This window comes from Pseudobutyrivibrio ruminis (assembly GCF_015057245.1).
GTDB lineage: Bacteria > Bacillota > Clostridia > Lachnospirales > Lachnospiraceae > Pseudobutyrivibrio > Pseudobutyrivibrio ruminis_E.
In genome coordinates this window covers 17,439-35,964 of sequence record NZ_SVET01000001.1, presented here as the reverse complement: position 1 = coordinate 35,964, position 18,526 = coordinate 17,439, and the positions used below count along the sequence as shown (strand labels likewise).

Below are 18,526 nucleotides of genomic sequence, written 5' to 3'. Positions count from 1 at the left end.
TTATGGAGTTGTTATCACCGATTGACACTATTAAGGGCGTTGGAGAGAAGACAACTAAATTATTAAACAAGTTAGGAGTATATACCATAGAGGATATACTCCTTTTTTTTCCGCGTACCTATTTAATTTATCCTGAAGTATCGAAACCAAACAAAGATAACGTCAATTCACTTGTTAGCATAGCTGGGCGTATCAAGACAAGCCCAAAGATATTTCGAACAAGAAACAAACTGGATGTATTATCAGCAACAGCTTATGTGGATGATGTGGCAGTTGATTTAGCTTGGTTTAATTCGAATTATATTAAATCCAGCTTAGAGCCAGGCAAAATATATATTTTCTACGGAAGGCTATTATTTGACAAGGGGCGATACAAGATTACACAGCCTTTAATATTTGAAAGAGATAAATACGAGGAAATCCGCAAGCAAATACAGCCTATTTATCATTTAACTAAAGGCCTAAGCAACAATCTTGTATTAAAATCAGTTAAAAGTGGATTTGAGCACTGTAACATTCCAGAAAACCGGTTGCCTGAGGATATAGAATCCAAAAACGATTTTATGTCATATAAGGATGCGATTTACGCATATCATTTTCCTAGGGATTTTGATGAGCTGGTAAAAGCACGCCGTCGTCTTGCTTATGAAGAAATGTTTTTCTTTATACTTAATTCCCGCTTGCAGGAAGAAAAAGGCGTTTCATATCCTAATATATTCAACATCACACATCATCAGGAAACAGACGATTTTAGAAACTTATTACCTTTCGCTTTAACTAATGATCAATTAAAGGTCATTGATGACATTTCTAGCGATTTAACAGGAGAATACATTACTCAGAGATTAATTCAAGGTGATGTAGGAAGTGGTAAAACCATCGTTGCCTTTTTGGCCATGTTGGACGTTGCGTTATCTGGATATCAAGCAGCAATCATGGCGCCTACAGAAGTACTTGCAAAGCAGCACTATGAAAGTTTCAAAAAATGGGTTGATGATGCTGGATTAGATATTCCTGTAGCTTTATTTACTGGTTCTATGAAAGTTTCTGAAAAGAAAGCTATGCAAAAGCTGGTGGATGAAAATGAGCAATGCTTAATCATTGGCACTCATGCATTGATATCAGAAGGCAGATCTTTTGGAGAATTGGCATTAGTAATCACTGATGAGCAGCATAGATTTGGCGTACAGCAACGAGATAAACTTTCCTCAAAAGGAAATCATCCTCATATTGTTGTTATGTCAGCGACCCCGATTCCTAGAACCCTGGCTATGATCCTCTATGGAAATATGCATGTTTCTGCAATCAAGGAACTTCCAGCCAATCGATTGCCTATAAAAACATGTGTAATCAAAGAAAGCATGAGAGCAACCGCTTACAAATTTGTTTCCGATGAAATTGCAAAAGGGCATCAGGTATATATAATTTGCCCGCTTGTCGAGGCATCAGAAACAACTGAAGCGCAAAATGTTACGGATTACAGTAAGAAATTAAAAGACCACTTTAAAGATAAATATCACATTGGCGTATTGCACGGAAAAATGAAGCCTTCTGAAAAGAATCAGGTGATGGATGATTTTGCTAATCATAAAACTGATATATTGGTTTCTACAACTGTTGTAGAGGTCGGTGTCAATGTTCCAAATGCAACAGTTATGATGATTGAAAATGCCAATAGATTTGGTCTTGCAGCCCTACATCAATTAAGAGGAAGAGTTGGTAGAGGTGACGCCCAAAGTTACTGTATTTTAATGAATTCAAGCTCAGATAACCAAGAATCAGAGCGCTTGAATATTATGCTTAAGTCAAATGACGGCTTCTATATCGCCAGAGAAGATTTGAAATTACGAGGCCCTGGAGATATGTTTGGAGTGCGACAAAGTGGCGAGTTCAGCTTTAAGGTTGCCGATATTTATCAAGACGCCGATGAGCTTGAAATGGCATCCTCTGACGTAGACGACATATTAAAAAAAGACCCAGAACTGGAAAATCATCCAGCTCTAAGGTCTACATTAAACTCATTCTTGGCTAATCAATTTTACGTGCTCTAATGTAGGAGTGGCCATAAGAGAGTAATTAGTGTAATAAACTACAAAGCCTGCTACAGCGCTAGCGGGCTTTTTTACGTTCTTCTTTTGTAAGTAATCAATCTCAACTTTTTGAGAATCGCGACCAGAAGAATAGTAAGCGGCTAACTCTGCAGCATATTCATATGTACTGTCCGGTAATTCCTTACCATTTGTTTTAACAATTACATGGCTGCCATGTATCTTTTTTGTATGGAACCACCAATCATTTCCAGTAGCAAATTTAAAAGTAAGCTCGTCATTTTGGTAGTTGTTTTTGCCAACATAAATATCGAATCCATTATCATCAACAAAATGTAATGGTTTGCTTTTCTTGATTTTTTCTTTTTTATTACCAGAATGCTTTTTAATAAATCCATGATCCGATAATTCACGTCGAATTTCAGCTAAATCTGTTTCATTTTCAACGATATTTAAAGCAGCTTCGATAGATTGAAGAAGTTCTAGTTCCTGCTTAGACTGTTCAATATAAATATTGAGAGCTTCGGCTGTTCTTTTTAACTTTGCATATTTATCAAAGTATTTCTTAGCATTTTCTGTGGCTGATAAATCCGGGTCGAGAGGAATAGTCAGCTCTTTATTGTCATAATAATTTATAACAGTTATAGATTTATCATTTGGCTTCGCTTCATATCCATAAGTATGAAGCATTTCACCATAAATCTTGTATTTATCGCGTTTTTCTGTGTCTTTTTGCTGCTTTAATTGTAAATCCAATTTTTTAGAAGCACGCTCAATATGATTGTTTATTATTTTACGCAAATCTGCAGACTTCTGACGAATGTTTGTATACTGATTTCGCTTAGCATAAAACTCTATCAAAACCTCAGACATAGTTTTAAAAGATTTTGTTTCCATGTCCTGATACATTGTAAGAGCTACTGGTGCATATTCTAGTGGCTTTCCATTTGCAGCATCTATAATGATATTGTAAGAGTAGTTATCATTTCGAATATCATCCATCAATCCAGTAAAGCTAACCCAAAGCTTTTCTTTATGTTCATCAAAAAGAGAAGCGCAGCTTGCATCAGAATCTATCCCTGCTCTGAAACAGATTTCATTTGCAATTGTTGGGCTGATGCCAATATATGATGACATTAATGCCTTGAACACCGACTCACTTCGTTTAAGAACTGTATTCTTGAAAGAATCCTCTGATGATTCCAAAGGATTAGTTTTTCCTTCCTGAGTTGGAATAAAATAATCACGTCCTGGTAAAACTTCGCGTACAGAACTTACAGATGAAGGAATATGCTTTATGGAATCCAAAATCATATTATCTTCGTTGCAAAAGATTATGTTAGAATGCTTACCCATAATCTCAATATAAAGATATTTGTATGTAATATCACCCATTTCGTTTAAATGCTGAATTTTAAAACGAACAGCACGTTCCATTCCCATTTGAGAAATTTCGATAATTCTTCCTGCGCCTATATGTTTTCTAAGCAACATACAGAATCCAGGAGCTTGAGCTGGTGCAGTTTTATTCTCATCTGTGATATACATAAATGGAAGAGAAGCGTTTGCTGATACTAGCAATCGTTTATTTCCATTTTGAGTATTTATAGTAATCAATAATTCCTCTTTTTCAGGCTGAGAAATTTTATTGATTTTTCCATTCAAAAATGTCTCGTTAAATTCATGTACTAAAGCATGAATAGAAATACCATCTAATGCCATTTTCTTGTCCTTTCAAAGTAGTAGTACTTCATCCTTTATTGTTGACTATCATGATACATTTAATTATAATTAATTACAACTGTGTACACTTCAGAGTAATGTAATTTTTATTATAAAATTCTAAGGAGAGACATCTTCACATGGTTCGTAGTATGACTGGATACGGCAAAGGCTTTGCTGAAAATTCTGATGCCCGTGTCACAATAGAAATGAAGTCTGTTAATCACAGATATCTTGATTTAAATATCAAACTCCCAAAGAAACTTAATTTTTTAGAGAGTGTAGTTCGCAACAAAATTGGCGAAAGTATTTTTAGAGGAAAGGTAGATGTTTACATCACTTTACTCGAGCATTCTGATGCCTGCTATCAGGTATCTGTAAACGATGCTATGGCAGCTAAATATTATGAATCTATTTCTGCTATGGCTGAAAAGCTCGGTGTAGACAACGATATGAAAGCTAGCAGCATTGTTCGTCTTCCAGATGTTATTGAGCTTACAGAAAATGATGCTGATGAAGATAGCCTGAAGGAATTAGTTCTTTCAGCTCTTTCAGATTGCATTGATCAATTCATCGAATCAAGAATTGCTGAGGGCCAGCGTTTAGAATCTGATTTAATTTCTAAGATGGATGAGATGCTTGTTCTTGTAGACAAGCTCGAAAAACGCAGTCCGCAGATTATCGAAGAATACAAAGCTCGTCTCACTTCAAAGATTCAAGAACTTCTTGATGACACCAAAATCGATGAGGGACGCATCGCTCAGGAAGTTACAATGTACGCAGACAAGATTTGTATCGATGAGGAAATGGTTCGTTTGAAGAGTCATGTAGCTGAAACCAGATCAGTATTTGATTTAGATAAAGAGGTTGGCCGAAAGCTTGATTTCCTTGCCCAGGAGCTTAATCGCGAAGCAAACACCATTCTTTCAAAATCTACAGATGTAGAAATTGCAGATATCGGTATCACTCTTAAAACACTTATAGAAAAGGTTAGGGAGCAGATTCAGAATATAGAATAATATGGCTTTTATAAATATAGGTTTTGGAAACATTATTAATAGCAATAAAATTGTATCGATGATCACCTCCGATTCGGCACCTTCAAAGCGTATAGTTGCCAATGCAAAAGAAAAGGGCAATATAATTGACGCAACACAGGGGCGTCGCACTAGATGTGTGATAATATGCGATGAGTATGTGGTTTTATCTGCACTTATGCCAGATACAATAGCAAATAGAATTAGCGATAATTCACTTAAGGAGGAGACAGACAATGATTAGTGATAAGGGTCTTGTAATTGTTCTTTCTGGTTTTTCAGGAGCCGGCAAAGGAACAATCATGAAGCATTTGCTTGAGGCACATCCTAATGATTACAATCTTTCTATTTCCGCAACAACACGTGATATTCGTGCAGGAGAGAAAGATGGAAGAGAATACTTCTTCAAAACAAGAGAAGAATTCGACAAAATGATAGAAAACAACGAGTTACTTGAGTATGCAACATTTAATGGCAACTCATATGGAACACCTCGCGCTTATGTAGAGCAGTTAATTGAGCGTAAAAAGGACGTTATCCTTGAAATAGAAATCCAGGGTGCTCTTCAGGTTAAGAAAATGTTTCCTGATGCACTTTTACTTTTCACAATGCCACCATCTGCTAAAGAGCTTGAAAACAGACTTGTTGGCAGAGGCACAGAAACTGAACAAGTAATCAAAGAGAGACTTGCTATTTCATGCAAGGAATCTCAAAACATGGACAAGTATGATTACCTGATTGTAAACGATTCATTGGAAAAAGCTGTAGATCAGGTTCATAATATAATTCAGGCTGAGCATTACAGAGTTGAAAGAAATCGCTCAGCAATCAAAGAAATGCAAGAAGAATTAAAGATATTTGAAAGGAGTAATTAATTATGATACATCCATCTTATGTTGAACTTATGGAAAAGGTAAATGAAAATGTTGAGGTTGGAGAGGAGCCAGTTGTAAACAGCCGTTACACAATCGTTGCTGCTACAGCAAAGCGTGCTCGTCAGATTATCGACGGAGCTGAGCCACTCATCAACTACCAGAAGGGTGAAAAGCCACTTTCAATCGCTGTTAATGAGCTTAACGAAGGCGCTATCAAAATTATTAATGAGGATGCAAACAACTAACCTATGAATAAAGTATTATTTGTTTCATTAGGCTGTGATAAAAACCTTGTTGATTCAGAGCATATGCTCGGTGATCTTATTGATCATGGTTTCACTATATGTGACAACGAGGAAGATGCAGATATTATTGTTGTAAATACATGTTCATTTATCGCTGATGCAATGGAAGAAAGCATCCAGACCATCATTGATTTAGGAGCATATAAAGAGTCAGGCAAACTTAAGGGACTTATTGTTTCTGGGTGTCTGGCTCAGCGTTTTACTGAGGATATTCTTAAAGATCTTCCAGAGGTTGACGCTATTATTGGAACTAATTCATATGATGAATTAATAAATGCAATCAATATTGTTTTAGAAAAGAATGGTGAAAAGCCTGTTTTCAAGAAAGAATTAAAAGGACTTCCTAAGGATGGTCGAAGAGTTCTTACAACAGGTGGTCACTATGCGTACCTTAAGATTGCTGAAGGCTGCAACAAACGCTGCACCTACTGTATAATTCCATACTTACGTGGCGATTATCGCTCTGTACCTATGGAAAAGCTTTTAGCAGAAGCAAAGCAGTTGGCTGTAGATGGAGTAAAGGAACTCATTCTTGTTGCTCAGGAAACAACAGTCTACGGCATGGACATTTATGGCAAGAAATCTCTTACAGATCTTCTGCACAAGCTATGCGAAATTGATGGAATAGAGTGGATTCGTATTCTCTATGCATATCCAGAGGAAATCACCGATGAGCTCATTGAATGCATGGCATCAGAGCCAAAGATTTGCCACTATATTGATATGCCTATTCAACATTGTAATGATCAGCTTCTTCATAATATGGCAAGAAAGACTAATAAAGCCGACATTATGAATATTGCGGACAGATTACGCAAAGCTATGCCAGATATTTCTCTTAGAACAACATTGATTTGCGGTTTCCCTGGTGAGACACAGGAAATGCATGAGGAATTGTTGCAATTTATCAAAGACATGTCATTTGATAGACTTGGCGCTTTTGCTTACTCAAAAGAAGAAGGAACTGTGGCAGCTACTTGGGACAATCAAGTGGATGAAGATTTAAAGAAAAAATGGCTAGATGAAGTGATGCTTTGCCAAAAAGACATTTCTCTTGCAAATAATAAAAACTACATCGGCAGAACACTTAAGGTTTTCATCGAAGGAAAGCTTCCAGAAGACGGTGTCTTTATCGGTAGAACATACCGCGATACACCTTCAGTAGACGGATTCATTTTTGTAAATAGCGATACTGAGCTTACAAGTGGACAGTTTGTAGATGTAGAAGTTACAGGTTTTGACGAATATGATTTAATAGGAGATGTAAAGTTATGAATTTAAAGGAAATGAATTTACCTAACAAACTTACATTATTCAGAGTTGTACTTATTCCATTTTTTGTTTTATTTTTACTTATCAACCCTGAAAATCAGGCACTTCGTATTATTGCTGATTTAATCTTTATTGTAGCATCACTAACAGATATGTTAGATGGAAAGATTGCACGTAAATACAATCTTGTTACAAATTTTGGAAAGTTTATGGATCCTCTAGCAGATAAACTTTTAGTATGTTCAGCAATGATTTGTCTTATTTCTACAGGCCAGTTATATGCTTGGATTGTTATTATTATTGTAGCAAGAGAGTTTATTATTTCAGGCTTCAGACTTATAGCTGCTGAAAATGGGGTTGTTATTGCAGCAAACATTTTCGGAAAGCTTAAGACAGTTTCACAGATGATTATGATTATTATCCTTGTTGCAAATCTTCCATTTGGTTGGTTACAGGTACTAGGACAGATATTCATTTGGGTATCACTTATACTTACAGTTCTTTCACTTGTAATTTACATATACCAGAATAGTGAAGTTCTCAAGGAGCAAAACTAATTATGGATATTTCCAATATTCTTGAAAGATTGATAGCTAACAAGCTTACAGTTTCAACTGCAGAGTCTTGCACAGGCGGCATGATTGCAAGTTCCATTGTAGATTTTCCTGGAGCCTCAAATTGTTTCAATGAAGGATATGTTACATATTCCAACGAAGCCAAAATGAAAAATTTAGGCGTAAAAGATGAAACACTTATGGCTTACGGTGCTGTTAGTGAACAGACTGCAAAAGAAATGGCTATCGGGGTCAAGAAAAAAGCAAAAGCTGATTTCGGTTTATCTTCGACAGGTATTGCTGGTCCAGGAGGAGGTTCTCCAAAGAAGCCAGTGGGTCTTGTTTATATTGGATGCTCTTATGGCGAATCCAAAGTAAAGGTTAAAGAATTGCATTTATCTGGAAATAGAACAGAAGTTAGAACTCAAGCGACTAATTTAGTGTTTCAGCTTCTAGACGAATGCATGAAAGAACTCAGCATTTAATTGAGGTAATAAATTTGAGAATAATTTCCGGAAGTAAACGCGGGATGAATTTACAAACTCCTGATGGACTCGGTACCAGACCTACTTCTGATAGAATCAAAGAAACATTATTTAATATGATTTCTTTTGATATTCCTGATTGCAGATTTTTAGATTTGTTTTCAGGCAGTGGTCAAATGGGAATCGAAGCCCTTAGTAGAGGAGCGAGTGAAGCTGTTTTTGTAGAAAAAGACAAATCAGCCATCTCATGTATTGAAAACAACTTGTCCAAAGCGAAGTTCACTGATGAAGCTACTCTTTACAAAGAAGATGTTTTTTCAGCATTGAACAAGCTTAATGGAAGTGAAGAGTTTGATTTTGTTTTTATGGATCCTCCATATAACAAACTTATTGAAAAGCAGGTTTTGGAATCATTAGCAAACAAAAGCTATATTTCAAGCGAAACCACTATTATAGTAGAAGCAAGTCTTGAAACAGATTTAGACTATGTTTCTGAATTAGGCTATACCATTACTAAAGAAAAACTATACAAGACTAATAAGCATATATTTTTAAAGAAGGCGTAAAATGAGACGAGCAATTTATCCAGGAAGCTTTGACCCAATAACTTATGGGCATCTTGATATTATTAAAAGGGCTAGCAAGCTTTGTGATGAACTTGTTGTTGGCGTTTTAAATAACAAGCAAAAAAATCCGTTGTTTTCCATTGATGAACGTGTTAACATGATAAGAGAATTGACTGAAAATTTAGACAATGTAAAGGTCGATTCTTTCGAAGGACTTACAGTAGACTTTGCAAAGGCAAAGGATGCACAGGTAATAATTAGAGGGCTTAGAGCTGTTACTGATTTTGAAATCGAAATTCAAATAGCTCAATCAAATAAAGTTCAATATCCAGATTTAGAGACTTTATTTATGCCTACATCTTTAAAGTATTCTTATTTGAGTTCTACAGTCGCAAAGGAATTTGCGTCTTATGGAGGAGATATCAGCCTATTTGTTCCACCTCAGGTTATACCTCTCATAGAAGCCAAAATTAAAGACAAGGAGAAGTAATTACCATGGCAAGTACAAGCAAAATTGAAGATATCATTGACGAAATCGAAGCTTATATTGATGATTGTAAGCCATCTGCTTTTTCTACAAACAAAATCGTAGTTAACAAGGACGAGCTTGAATCACTTTTACAGGAGCTTAGAACAAAGACTCCTGATGAAATCAGAAAATATCAGCGAATGATTGCAAACAGAGAACAGATTCTCGCAGATGCAAAGGCAAAGGCTGATGAAATAATCAGTCAGGCACAGGTTCAGACTAACGAACTTGTATCTGAACATCAAATTATGCAACAGGCATATGCTCAGGCTAATGAAGTAATTTTAATTGCACAGAAAAACGCTCAAGAAAAGATTGATAGAGCTACAGAAGATGCTAATAACATCAGAATGGGTGCTATCGCTTATACTGATGAGCTCTTAGCAAATATCCAAACTATCCTTGCAAATGCAATTGATACTACAAAAGCTCGTGACGAGGCATTCCTTGGCACAATGCAGGTATATTTAGATACAGTTAATGGAAACAGAGCAGCGCTTGTTCCTGATTCATTAAATGATGGAGATTCTGATCCAGCTCAAAGTTTAGATTCTACAGGTGATGCAGCTGTGAATGAGCCAGCTCCACAACAGCAGGCAAATGTCACTTCAAACGCTAATGATGCTGATGAGGATTTACCAGCACTTGATATTCCTGAGCAGTTCTTCAACAAGGAATAATCATAAGATGAGTTTTTACAGCCAACTTGTATTACATACAGTTGGCTTATTTTATTTAAGAGGTTTATATGGCACAGTTTTTACCTATTAGTAAGCAAGATATGAAAGATAGAGGTATCGAACAGCTAGATTTTGTCTACGTCTGTGGCGATGCTTATGTAGACCATCCATCATTTGGTGCTGCAATTATCTGTCGTATACTTGAATTACATGGATATACAGTGGGCATTATAGCTCAACCAGACTGGAAGGATGATAATTCTATCAATATACTTGGCGAACCACGATTGGGATTTTTTGTTAGTGCAGGAAACATGGATTCAATGGTAAATCATTACAGTGTTTCCAAGCACCGCAGAGATTACGACAACTATTCTCCAGGCGGCAAAATTGGTCTAAGACCAGACTATGCAACAGTAGTGTACTGTAATTTGATTAGACATACCTACAAAAAGAAGCCAATCATTATAGGCGGAATAGAAGCATCTCTCAGAAGACTTGCTCATTATGACTATTGGTCAAATAAGGTGCGTCGTTCTATACTTTTAGATTCTGGTGCGGACCTGATTTCTTATGGAATGGGAGAGCGTTCTGTTGTAGAAATAGCTGATTGTCTTGCATCTGGAATGGATGTAAAAGATATTACATATATCGATGGTACAGTTTTTAAAACTCGAGATAAATCTTTCACTGAGGATGCAATTATATTGCCTTCTTACGAGGATATTAAAGCAGATAAAGCGACATACGCTAAGAGTTTCTATACTCAGTACGTAAATACGGATGCTTTCACAGCCAAAAAGCTAGTTGAAACATATGATGGTGCTATGTATGTAATCCAAAATCCACCTCAGAAGCCTTTAACAAGACAGGAGATGGATGATGTATACGCCATTGAATATATGCGCACATATCATCCAATATATGAAAAAGATGGCGGTATACCAGCCATCAAAGAAGTAAAGTTTTCACTGATTAGTAACCGTGGTTGTTTCGGTGGTTGCAACTTCTGTGCGCTAACTTTCCATCAGGGTAGAATAATCCAGTCTCGAAGCCATGAATCTATCATAAATGAGGCAAAGCTTATAACTCAGGACCCAGAATTCAAAGGTTATATACATGATGTAGGAGGGCCAACTGCCAACTTCAGAAATCCTTCTTGTAAAAAGCAGATGGAAAAGGGCGTGTGTATGCATAGACAGTGTCTATTCCCTACAAAATGTCCCAATCTAGAAGTAGATCACAAGGATTATGTAAGCCTTCTTACAAAGCTTCGCAAGCTCCCAAAGGTAAAAAAAGTCTTCGTTCGTTCTGGCGTAAGATTCGATTATGTAATGTATGACAAAGACGACACCTTCCTTCGTGACCTGTGTAAGTATCATGTTAGTGGCCAGCTCAAGGTAGCTCCTGAACATATTTCAAACAATGTTCTTAGTTACTTAGGAAAGCCTGATATTTCTGTTTATAATAGTTTTTGTGATAAATATGCCAAGATTAATAAAGAGATTGGTTTAAAGCAATACTTAGTACCATATTTGATGAGTTCTCATCCAGGAAGCACATTAGATGATGCGATTGCTTTGGCAGAGTATCTTCGCGACCATCATTTATCGCCGGAACAGGTACAGGATTTCTATCCAACACCTAGTACAATCTCCACAACCATGTACTATACAGAAATTGATCCTAGGGATATGAAGCCTGTTTATATATGCAAGAATCCTCATGAGAAAGCAATGCAAAGAGCTCTCATACAGTACAAGAGACCGGAAAACTATGATCTTGTAAAGGAAGCCCTTATAAAAGCAGGCAGAGAAGATTTGATTGGATTTGGAGAGGAATGCTTGATTCCTCCTAGAAAGATTAAAGGCAAGGAATTCAAAAAGAATGACTCAAAAAAGAGTGATTCAAAGAAGAATAATGACTCCAAAAAATCAAATTCTATAAAAAATAATAAAAATACTAAAAAACAGCCTTCTGGAAAACAAAATAAGACAAATGAAAGAACTAAAAATAGACGTAAACGATAGTAATCAGCGTTTTGACAAATATTTAAAACGTGTTCTTAGTGAAGCAAGTACTAGCTTTATATACAAAATGCTTCGTAAGAAAAACATTACACTTAACGACAAAAAAGCTGATGGCACAGAAAAACTTAATACTGGTGATATAGTAAAGATTTGGTTTTCTGATGAAACATATGCCAAAATGACAGGAGCCGGTGAGAGGGACGAATTATATCATTCTCTAAAAGAAGTAGACCATAATATCAATGTGATTTATGAAGATGACGAAATGATTATCATTAACAAACCTGCTGGAATCAAGTCACAAAAAGATTCACCATCAGATATCTCTATTAATGAAATGGCCATTTCATATTTGATAAACGAAAAAGGCCTTACAGAAGAAAGCTTCAAGCATTTTCATCCTAGCATATGTAACAGGCTAGATAGAAATACATCAGGCATAGTTTTATTTGCAAAGACACTTAAAGCAGCTCAGGAGCTTGGCGAAGCATTAAAGGAGAGAAGCTGCAAGAAATTGTATCGTGCAGTGGTGCTTGGGAATATTGAGCAAACTCAGCAGATAGACGGATTTTTATCAAAAGATGAAGCAACCAATAAGGTTTCTATAACTAAAACTGAAACAAAGGATTCTAAGCCTATTAAAACAGCTTACAGGCCTATATCACATATTGGTGATAAATTTACCTTACTGGAAATTCACCTAATCACTGGTAGAACTCATCAGATAAGGGCGCACCTGGCTTCAATTGGTCATCCTATATTAGGTGATAATAAATACGGAAACACATCAATTAATAAAAAAGAAAATGTTAGAGGACAGCTTTTACATGCATACTCAATAGAGTTTGCTGATGGAAGAAAGTTTGTCTGTGATTTACCAGGGGAGTTTAATGGCTACATATAAATCACGTGGACTTCGCGGTTCCACATTCGAAGAATTTATTAATAAAACAAATGAGGTATATGCTGAAAATGGATTAGCCCTCATTCAAAAGATACCAACACCTATCACACCTATCGATATGGATAACAAGGGTCATATAACCCTTGCTTACTTCGACCAAAAATCTACCGTCGATTATGTGGGTGCAATCCAGGGGATTCCTGTATGTTTTGATGCAAAGGAATGTAATAAAGACACATTTCCCCTTCAAAACATACATGAACACCAGGTGAATTTCATGGGAAATTGGGAGGCCCAAGATGGTCTAGCATTTATTCTTATTTTCTTTAGCGAGAGAGATGTATATTATTATCTGACCTTTGAAAAGCTAAAGGAATTTTGGGATAGAATGCAAGAGGGAGGCAGAAAGAGCTTTAGGATAGAAGAGCTTGATGAAAAATATTTCTTTACTACAAAGCCAAATCTGCTAGTTCCTTATCTTGATATGATAAACGTAGATTTAAAAAATAGAAAATAATAACAATGCAATTGCCTCATGGTCTATTTGACTGTGGGGCAATTATATTGTATAATCACTTTATTACATTAGCAGACTAAAGTATAAGTTTATACAAGAGGTGCGAAATGAAAAATCTTACATTACACACTCCAGAAGGAGTTAGAGACATTTACAACAGTGAATATGAGCAGCGTTTAGATGCCCTTTATAATCTTAGAAAATGTTTTAAGGAGGCAGGATATTCTCCAATATCTACACCTACATTTGAATACTTTGATACATTTTCAAAAGAAGTAGGTAGCTGCAAATCAAACGAGATGTTTAAGTTCTTTGACAGAGACGGTAATACACTAGTCCTAAGACCAGATATTACACCTTCAGTAGCCAGAGCTGCTGCAATGTATTTTTCTGATACAGATGAGGCAGTGAAGCTTTCTTATGAAGGAAATGTTTTTATCAATTATCATAGTCTTCAGGGTCGATTAAAAGAAAGCACTCAAGCAGGATGTGAATTTATTGGAGATAGCTCTGTTGATGCTGATGCAGAGATTCTTACAATTACCGTAAATGCGTTAAAGAAGCTGGGCTTAAAAGAATTCGAAATTGGCGTGGGCCATATCGATGTTGTTAGAGGGTTAATTGAAGCAGCAAACCTTTCTGACGACCAGGAAGAAAAGCTTATTAATCTTATTTCAAATAAAAACTTCTTTGGTGCAAAAGAGCTTTTACAGCAAGCAGAAGTGAGCCGCGGATTAATTGATTTGTTTGACATCACAGGCAAAATAATGAATTCACCTAAAGAATGGGCTCCATATATGGAAAAGGCTAAGAAATATAAAAAAGTTTATGATGCTTTAGAGTACCTTGCAAAACTATATGAGCTATTAAACAAGAATAAGGTGATGGATTACATCTCATTTGAGCTAGGAATGATTTCTGAATACAAATACTACACAGGCATTATATTTACAGGATATTCCTACGGCGTAGGTGAGCCTCTTGTAAAGGGAGGCAGATACGATTCCCTTCTAAGCCACTTTGGAAAGGAAGCTCCAGCTATTGGTTTTGCAATTACAGTTGATCAGTTAATGTTAGCACTTAGGAGACAGTCATGAGTGAAGATAGATATTTAACATTTGCCCTTGGAAAAGGACGTTTAGCAAAAAAGACCTTAGAGCTCTTTGAAACTATTGGTATTACTTGTGAAGAAATGAAGGATCCTGATACTAGAAAGCTTATCTTTGTTAATGAAGATTTAAAGCTTAAGTTTTTCTTAGCAAAAGGTCCTGATGTGCCAACATATGTAGAATATGGCGCAGCAGATATTGGTGTTGTTGGCGAGGATACTATTCTAGAGGAAAATAGAAATATTTACGAAGTATTGGATCTTGGCTTTGGAAAATGTCGGATGTGCGTGTGTGGACCAGCCGAAGCAGCAGAGCTATTAAAGCATCATGAGCTTATTCGTGTAGCAAGTAAATATCCTAGAATCGCAAAGGACTATTTTTACAATATCAAAAATCAAACAGTAGAAATCATTAAGCTAAATGGTTCTATCGAATTAGCACCTATCGTAGGTCTATCTGAGGTGATTGTAGATATTGTAGAAACAGGATCAACACTTAGAGAAAATGGTCTTGTAGTTTTAGAAGAAGTTTGTCCATTATCAGCAAGAATGGTTGTAAATCAGGTTTCAATGAAAATGGAAAATGAACGAATTACAGATTTAATTGAAAAGCTGAAGGGAGCATTAGAAAATGAGAAAGCTTAAGCTCAACAAAGATACGATAAACAACATACTAGAATCACTACTTAAGCGTAGCCCAAGTCAATATACCGAATATGAAAGTACTGTAAACGATATCGTAAATACGGTACGTCAAAAGGGTGATGAAGCTGTATTCGCATATACGAAGCAGTTCGATGGAGCAGATATTAACGCTTCTAATATTGTTGTAACAAAAGAAGAAATAGAAGAGGCTTACAGTCTTGTTCCAGAAGAGCTTGTAGAGGTAATAAGAAAAGCCCTTGTAAACATCGAAAGCTATCACGCAAAACAAAAGCAGAATAGCTGGTTTACATCCGAGGAAGGTATTATCCTTGGCCAGAAAGTATCACCTCTTGCAAGAGTAGGTGTTTACGTACCTGGCGGAAAGGCTGTATATCCATCATCGGTTCTAATGAATGTTATGCCAGCAAAGGTTGCTGGAGTTCCTGAAATATACATGACAACACCTTGTAACAAAGAAGGAAAAGTCAACCCAAGTACACTAGTAGCCGCTAACGAAGCCGGGGTTGATGTAATTTACAAGTGTGGTGGTGCACAAGCAATCGCAGCTCTTGCCTTTGGAACAGAATCTATCGCAAAGGTAGATAAGATTGTTGGCCCAGGCAATATATTTGTAGCTCTTGCTAAGAAGGCTGTATTTGGATATGTTTCAATCGATTCTATTGCTGGTCCTTCTGAGATATTGGTACTCGCAGACGAAACAGCTAATCCAACTTATGTTGCTGCAGACCTTCTTTCGCAGGCTGAACATGATGAATTAGCTTCAGCAATCCTAGTAACAACTTCAGCAGAGCTTGCTGATAAAGTAGAAAGCGAGATAGAGCGTTTTGTAAAAATTCTATCGAGAAAAGATATCATTCAAAAGTCACTTGATAATTTTGGCTATCTCTTAATTGCAGAAAACAAAAAAGATGCTATTGATTGCGTAAATGCAATTGCGTCAGAACACTTGGAAATCGTAACATCAAATCCATTTGAGGATATGACTTACGTTAAAAATGCTGGAGCAATTTTCCTTGGACAGTATTCATCGGAACCATTAGGCGATTATTTTGCTGGACCAAATCACGTCCTTCCAACTAATGGAACAGCGAGATTTTTCTCACCACTTTCCGTAGACGATTTCATCAAGAAATCAAGCATTATTTCTTACTCAAAGGAAGCTTTGGAAAAGGTATATCCAGATATTGTTAAGTTTGCAAACAACGAGCAACTGACAGCACATGCAAACTCAATTAAAGTGCGTTTTGAGTAATATAGTTACTTTGATATTTTGTAATATTTAGGTATAATAAAAAAGGTTGTAAAAATAATTATTTGGGGCGGTGTTATGTCGGAAGAACGTAGAGCACGTGTTGCTAGAAAAACAAAAGAAACAGACATTACCATCGATTTTAAAATAGATGGTTCAGGTAACTGTCAGGTTAATTCAGGCATAGGATTTTTTGATCATATGCTTGATGCATTTACAAGACATGGCTTATTTGATATGACTGCAGAAATCAGAGGAGATTTGCAGGTCGATTGTCATCATACCATAGAAGATACTGGTATTGTACTTGGCAATGCAATCAAAAAAGCGTGCGGCAGTAAAAAAAGCATGAAGCGATACGGTAGTTGCATTCTTCCTATGGATGAGACTTTAGTTCTTGTTGCAGTGGATTTATGTAATCGCCCATATTTATCCTTTGAAGCAGATTTTCCTACAGAAAAAATAGGATATATGGACACAGAAATGGTAAAAGAATTTTTCTATGCTATTTCATATTCTGCAGCTATGAACCTTCACATCAAAGTTTTAACACCAGGCAATTCTCATCATATGTGTGAAGCGATTTTTAAAGCTTTTGCAAAAGCCTTAGACGAGGCAACCACTATTGATCCTAGAATTGCAGATACAATGACAACAAAGGGTTCAATCTAGTATTAAAGGAGCGGTATTTACAATGGAGCACAAAAATATAGTTGCCACCATCTACATCAAAGATGGAATGGCAGTTAAAAGTCCAACAGAGCTTGAAAATAAAAAGGACGTATTAGAGCTTGCATCTGTTTATGATGATAGCGGAATCGATAAAATCATTTGCTATGATTTATCATCTACAGATGAAGAGCACGAGAAAAACATTTTAGCTATTAGAGAAATTAATCGTAACGTTCAGGTTAAGACAGCAGGCGGCGGAAATATTAAGCGCCTAGAAGATGTTAAAAAACTTTTATACGCTGGTTGTATCGAAGTTATTTTAAACGGCTCAAAGCCAGAGACTATCGACCTAATAAAAGAAGCATCTGCAAGATTTGGTGCTAACAAAATGCTTGTTTCACTTTCAACTGTAGATTTTCTTTTCAAAACAAAGGATTTTCTTCAGGATAATGTTCACGAGCTTTTAATCATGAACACCACTCTTTTAGAGGGGCTTGAAAATATCACAAGCATTCCATACATTGTCCAGGTTGATAACAATGATTTTGCATATGTAGAGAAATTACTTAAATCAGATCAAATCAGAGGAATCTCTGGTGCCTTTATCAATGATACCGATACAGATATCATGCAGTTAAAGAGTGAACTTTCAGATTCTGGCATCAAAATGGACAATTTCGAGCCAAAGCTTAGCTGGTCAGATTTAAAACCAAACTCAGATGGCCTTGTACCAGTTGTAGTTCAGGATTTCCAGACAGGAGAAGTTCTTATGCTTGCCTACATGAACGAAGAGTCATTGAACTCTACAATACGTACTGGCAAGATGACATACTATTCTCGTTCAAGAAAAGCTCTTTGGGTTAAAGGAGAAACAAGCGGCCATACACAGTACGTCAAGTCATTGACTGCTGATTGTGATTTTGATACTATTTTGGCGAAAGTTTCTCAAGTTGGAGTAGCATGTCATACTGGCGCACCAAGCTGCTTCTTCAACGAAATAGTTAAAAAGGAGTATGTTGAGCGAAATCCACTTAAGGTTTTCGAAGATGTTTATGCCATTATTTTGGATAGAAAAAAGAATCCAAAGGAAGGCTCATACACTAATTATTTATTTGATAAAGGACTTGATAAAATCCTTAAAAAGGTGGGAGAGGAAGCTACAGAAATCGTTATTGCAGCTAAAAATCCTGACCCAGAGGAGACCAAATACGAAATATCTGATTTCCTTTATCACATGATGGTTCTCATGGCTGAAAAAGGTGTAACATGGGAAGACATCACATCGGAGTTAGCTCAAAGATAAATTA

General features: G+C 36.3%; 20 protein-coding genes. 19 read left to right on the top strand and 1 reads right to left on the bottom strand.

From position 1 onward, the window contains the following. Positions 1-2 precede the first annotated feature (2 nt). The gene (gene recG / locus E7274_RS00210) at positions 3-2,051 is read left to right on the top strand and encodes an ATP-dependent DNA helicase RecG (RefSeq protein ID WP_304172760.1); all 2,049 of its coding nucleotides are present in this window, start codon (positions 3-5) and stop codon (positions 2,049-2,051) included. On the opposite strand, the gene E7274_RS00205 is transcribed toward recG, so the two are convergent. Next, positions 2,019-3,770, bottom strand: a complete 1,752-nt coding sequence (locus E7274_RS00205; RefSeq protein WP_304172758.1) for an Rqc2 family fibronectin-binding protein — start codon at positions 3,768-3,770, stop codon at positions 2,019-2,021. The genes recG and E7274_RS00205 overlap by 33 nt on opposite strands. A gap of 140 nt (positions 3,771-3,910) precedes the next feature. Between E7274_RS00205 and E7274_RS00200 the strand changes: the two genes are divergently transcribed. From E7274_RS00200 to hisIE, 18 genes are all read left to right on the top strand, one after another. Continuing rightward, positions 3,911-4,789, top strand: a complete 879-nt coding sequence (locus E7274_RS00200) for a YicC/YloC family endoribonuclease (protein WP_304172757.1) — start codon at positions 3,911-3,913, stop codon at positions 4,787-4,789. Between the two features lies 1 nt (position 4,790). Continuing rightward, entirely contained in the window at positions 4,791-5,051 is a 261-nt protein-coding gene (locus tag E7274_RS00195) for an extracellular matrix/biofilm biosynthesis regulator RemA family protein (protein WP_304172755.1), read from the top strand. Further along, positions 5,047-5,682, top strand: a complete 636-nt coding sequence (gmk, locus tag E7274_RS00190) for a guanylate kinase (RefSeq protein ID WP_033154833.1) — start codon at positions 5,047-5,049, stop codon at positions 5,680-5,682. The genes E7274_RS00195 and gmk overlap by 5 nt, the downstream gene beginning before the upstream one ends. A gap of 2 nt (positions 5,683-5,684) precedes the next feature. Then, positions 5,685-5,927, top strand: a complete 243-nt coding sequence (rpoZ, locus tag E7274_RS00185) for a DNA-directed RNA polymerase subunit omega (RefSeq protein WP_033154135.1) — start codon at positions 5,685-5,687, stop codon at positions 5,925-5,927. Between the two features lie 3 nt (positions 5,928-5,930). Further along, positions 5,931-7,262 (top strand): 30S ribosomal protein S12 methylthiotransferase RimO, encoded by a 1,332-nt coding sequence (gene rimO / locus E7274_RS00180; protein ID WP_304172753.1) that lies wholly within the window; start codon positions 5,931-5,933, stop codon positions 7,260-7,262. 11 nt (positions 7,263-7,273) lie between these two features. Further along, on the top strand, positions 7,274-7,816 hold the full coding sequence (pgsA, locus tag E7274_RS00175; protein ID WP_304173298.1) for a CDP-diacylglycerol--glycerol-3-phosphate 3-phosphatidyltransferase: 543 nt from the start codon (positions 7,274-7,276) through the stop codon (positions 7,814-7,816). 2 nt (positions 7,817-7,818) lie between these two features. Further along, positions 7,819-8,298: a CinA family protein gene (locus tag E7274_RS00170; RefSeq protein ID WP_304172751.1), complete on the top strand. Its 480-nt coding sequence runs from the start codon at positions 7,819-7,821 to the stop codon at positions 8,296-8,298. 14 nt (positions 8,299-8,312) lie between these two features. Further along, entirely contained in the window at positions 8,313-8,864 is a 552-nt protein-coding gene (gene rsmD, locus E7274_RS00165) for a 16S rRNA (guanine(966)-N(2))-methyltransferase RsmD (protein ID WP_304172750.1), read from the top strand. A 1-nt stretch (position 8,865) separates the two neighbouring features. Beyond that, entirely contained in the window at positions 8,866-9,354 is a 489-nt protein-coding gene (gene coaD / locus E7274_RS00160; RefSeq protein ID WP_033154133.1) for a pantetheine-phosphate adenylyltransferase, read from the top strand. A gap of 5 nt (positions 9,355-9,359) precedes the next feature. Beyond that, positions 9,360-10,073 (top strand): ATPase, encoded by a 714-nt coding sequence (locus E7274_RS00155; RefSeq protein ID WP_033154132.1) that lies wholly within the window; start codon positions 9,360-9,362, stop codon positions 10,071-10,073. 68 nt (positions 10,074-10,141) lie between these two features. Further along, positions 10,142-12,103: a YgiQ family radical SAM protein gene (locus E7274_RS00150; protein ID WP_304172748.1), complete on the top strand. Its 1,962-nt coding sequence runs from the start codon at positions 10,142-10,144 to the stop codon at positions 12,101-12,103. Beyond that, complete coding sequence (locus E7274_RS00145; protein ID WP_304172746.1) at positions 12,072-13,007, top strand: RluA family pseudouridine synthase; 936 nt, start codon at positions 12,072-12,074, stop codon at positions 13,005-13,007. The genes E7274_RS00150 and E7274_RS00145 overlap by 32 nt, the downstream gene beginning before the upstream one ends. Next, positions 12,994-13,524, top strand: coding sequence for a Holliday junction resolvase RecU (locus E7274_RS00140; protein WP_304172745.1), 531 nt, complete (start codon positions 12,994-12,996; stop codon positions 13,522-13,524). Before E7274_RS00145 ends, E7274_RS00140 begins: the two co-directional genes overlap by 14 nt. Positions 13,525-13,631: 107 nt before the next feature. Continuing rightward, a complete protein-coding gene (hisZ, locus tag E7274_RS00135) occupies positions 13,632-14,621 on the top strand; it encodes an ATP phosphoribosyltransferase regulatory subunit (RefSeq protein ID WP_304172743.1) in 990 nt (329 codons plus the stop codon). Next, positions 14,618-15,277, top strand: a complete 660-nt coding sequence (gene hisG, locus E7274_RS00130; RefSeq protein ID WP_033154127.1) for an ATP phosphoribosyltransferase — start codon at positions 14,618-14,620, stop codon at positions 15,275-15,277. The genes hisZ and hisG overlap by 4 nt, the downstream gene beginning before the upstream one ends. Beyond that, positions 15,264-16,550 carry a histidinol dehydrogenase gene (gene hisD, locus E7274_RS00125; RefSeq protein ID WP_304172741.1) on the top strand — a complete coding sequence of 429 codons (1,287 nt, stop codon included), beginning with the start codon at positions 15,264-15,266 and terminating at the stop codon, positions 16,548-16,550. Before hisG ends, hisD begins: the two co-directional genes overlap by 14 nt. Positions 16,551-16,625: 75 nt before the next feature. Further along, complete coding sequence (hisB, locus tag E7274_RS00120; protein ID WP_074788919.1) at positions 16,626-17,219, top strand: imidazoleglycerol-phosphate dehydratase HisB; 594 nt, start codon at positions 16,626-16,628, stop codon at positions 17,217-17,219. A gap of 22 nt (positions 17,220-17,241) precedes the next feature. Further along, a complete protein-coding gene (gene hisIE / locus E7274_RS00115; protein WP_304172739.1) occupies positions 17,242-18,522 on the top strand; it encodes a bifunctional phosphoribosyl-AMP cyclohydrolase/phosphoribosyl-ATP diphosphatase HisIE in 1,281 nt (426 codons plus the stop codon). Positions 18,523-18,526: the final 4 nt, after the last annotated feature.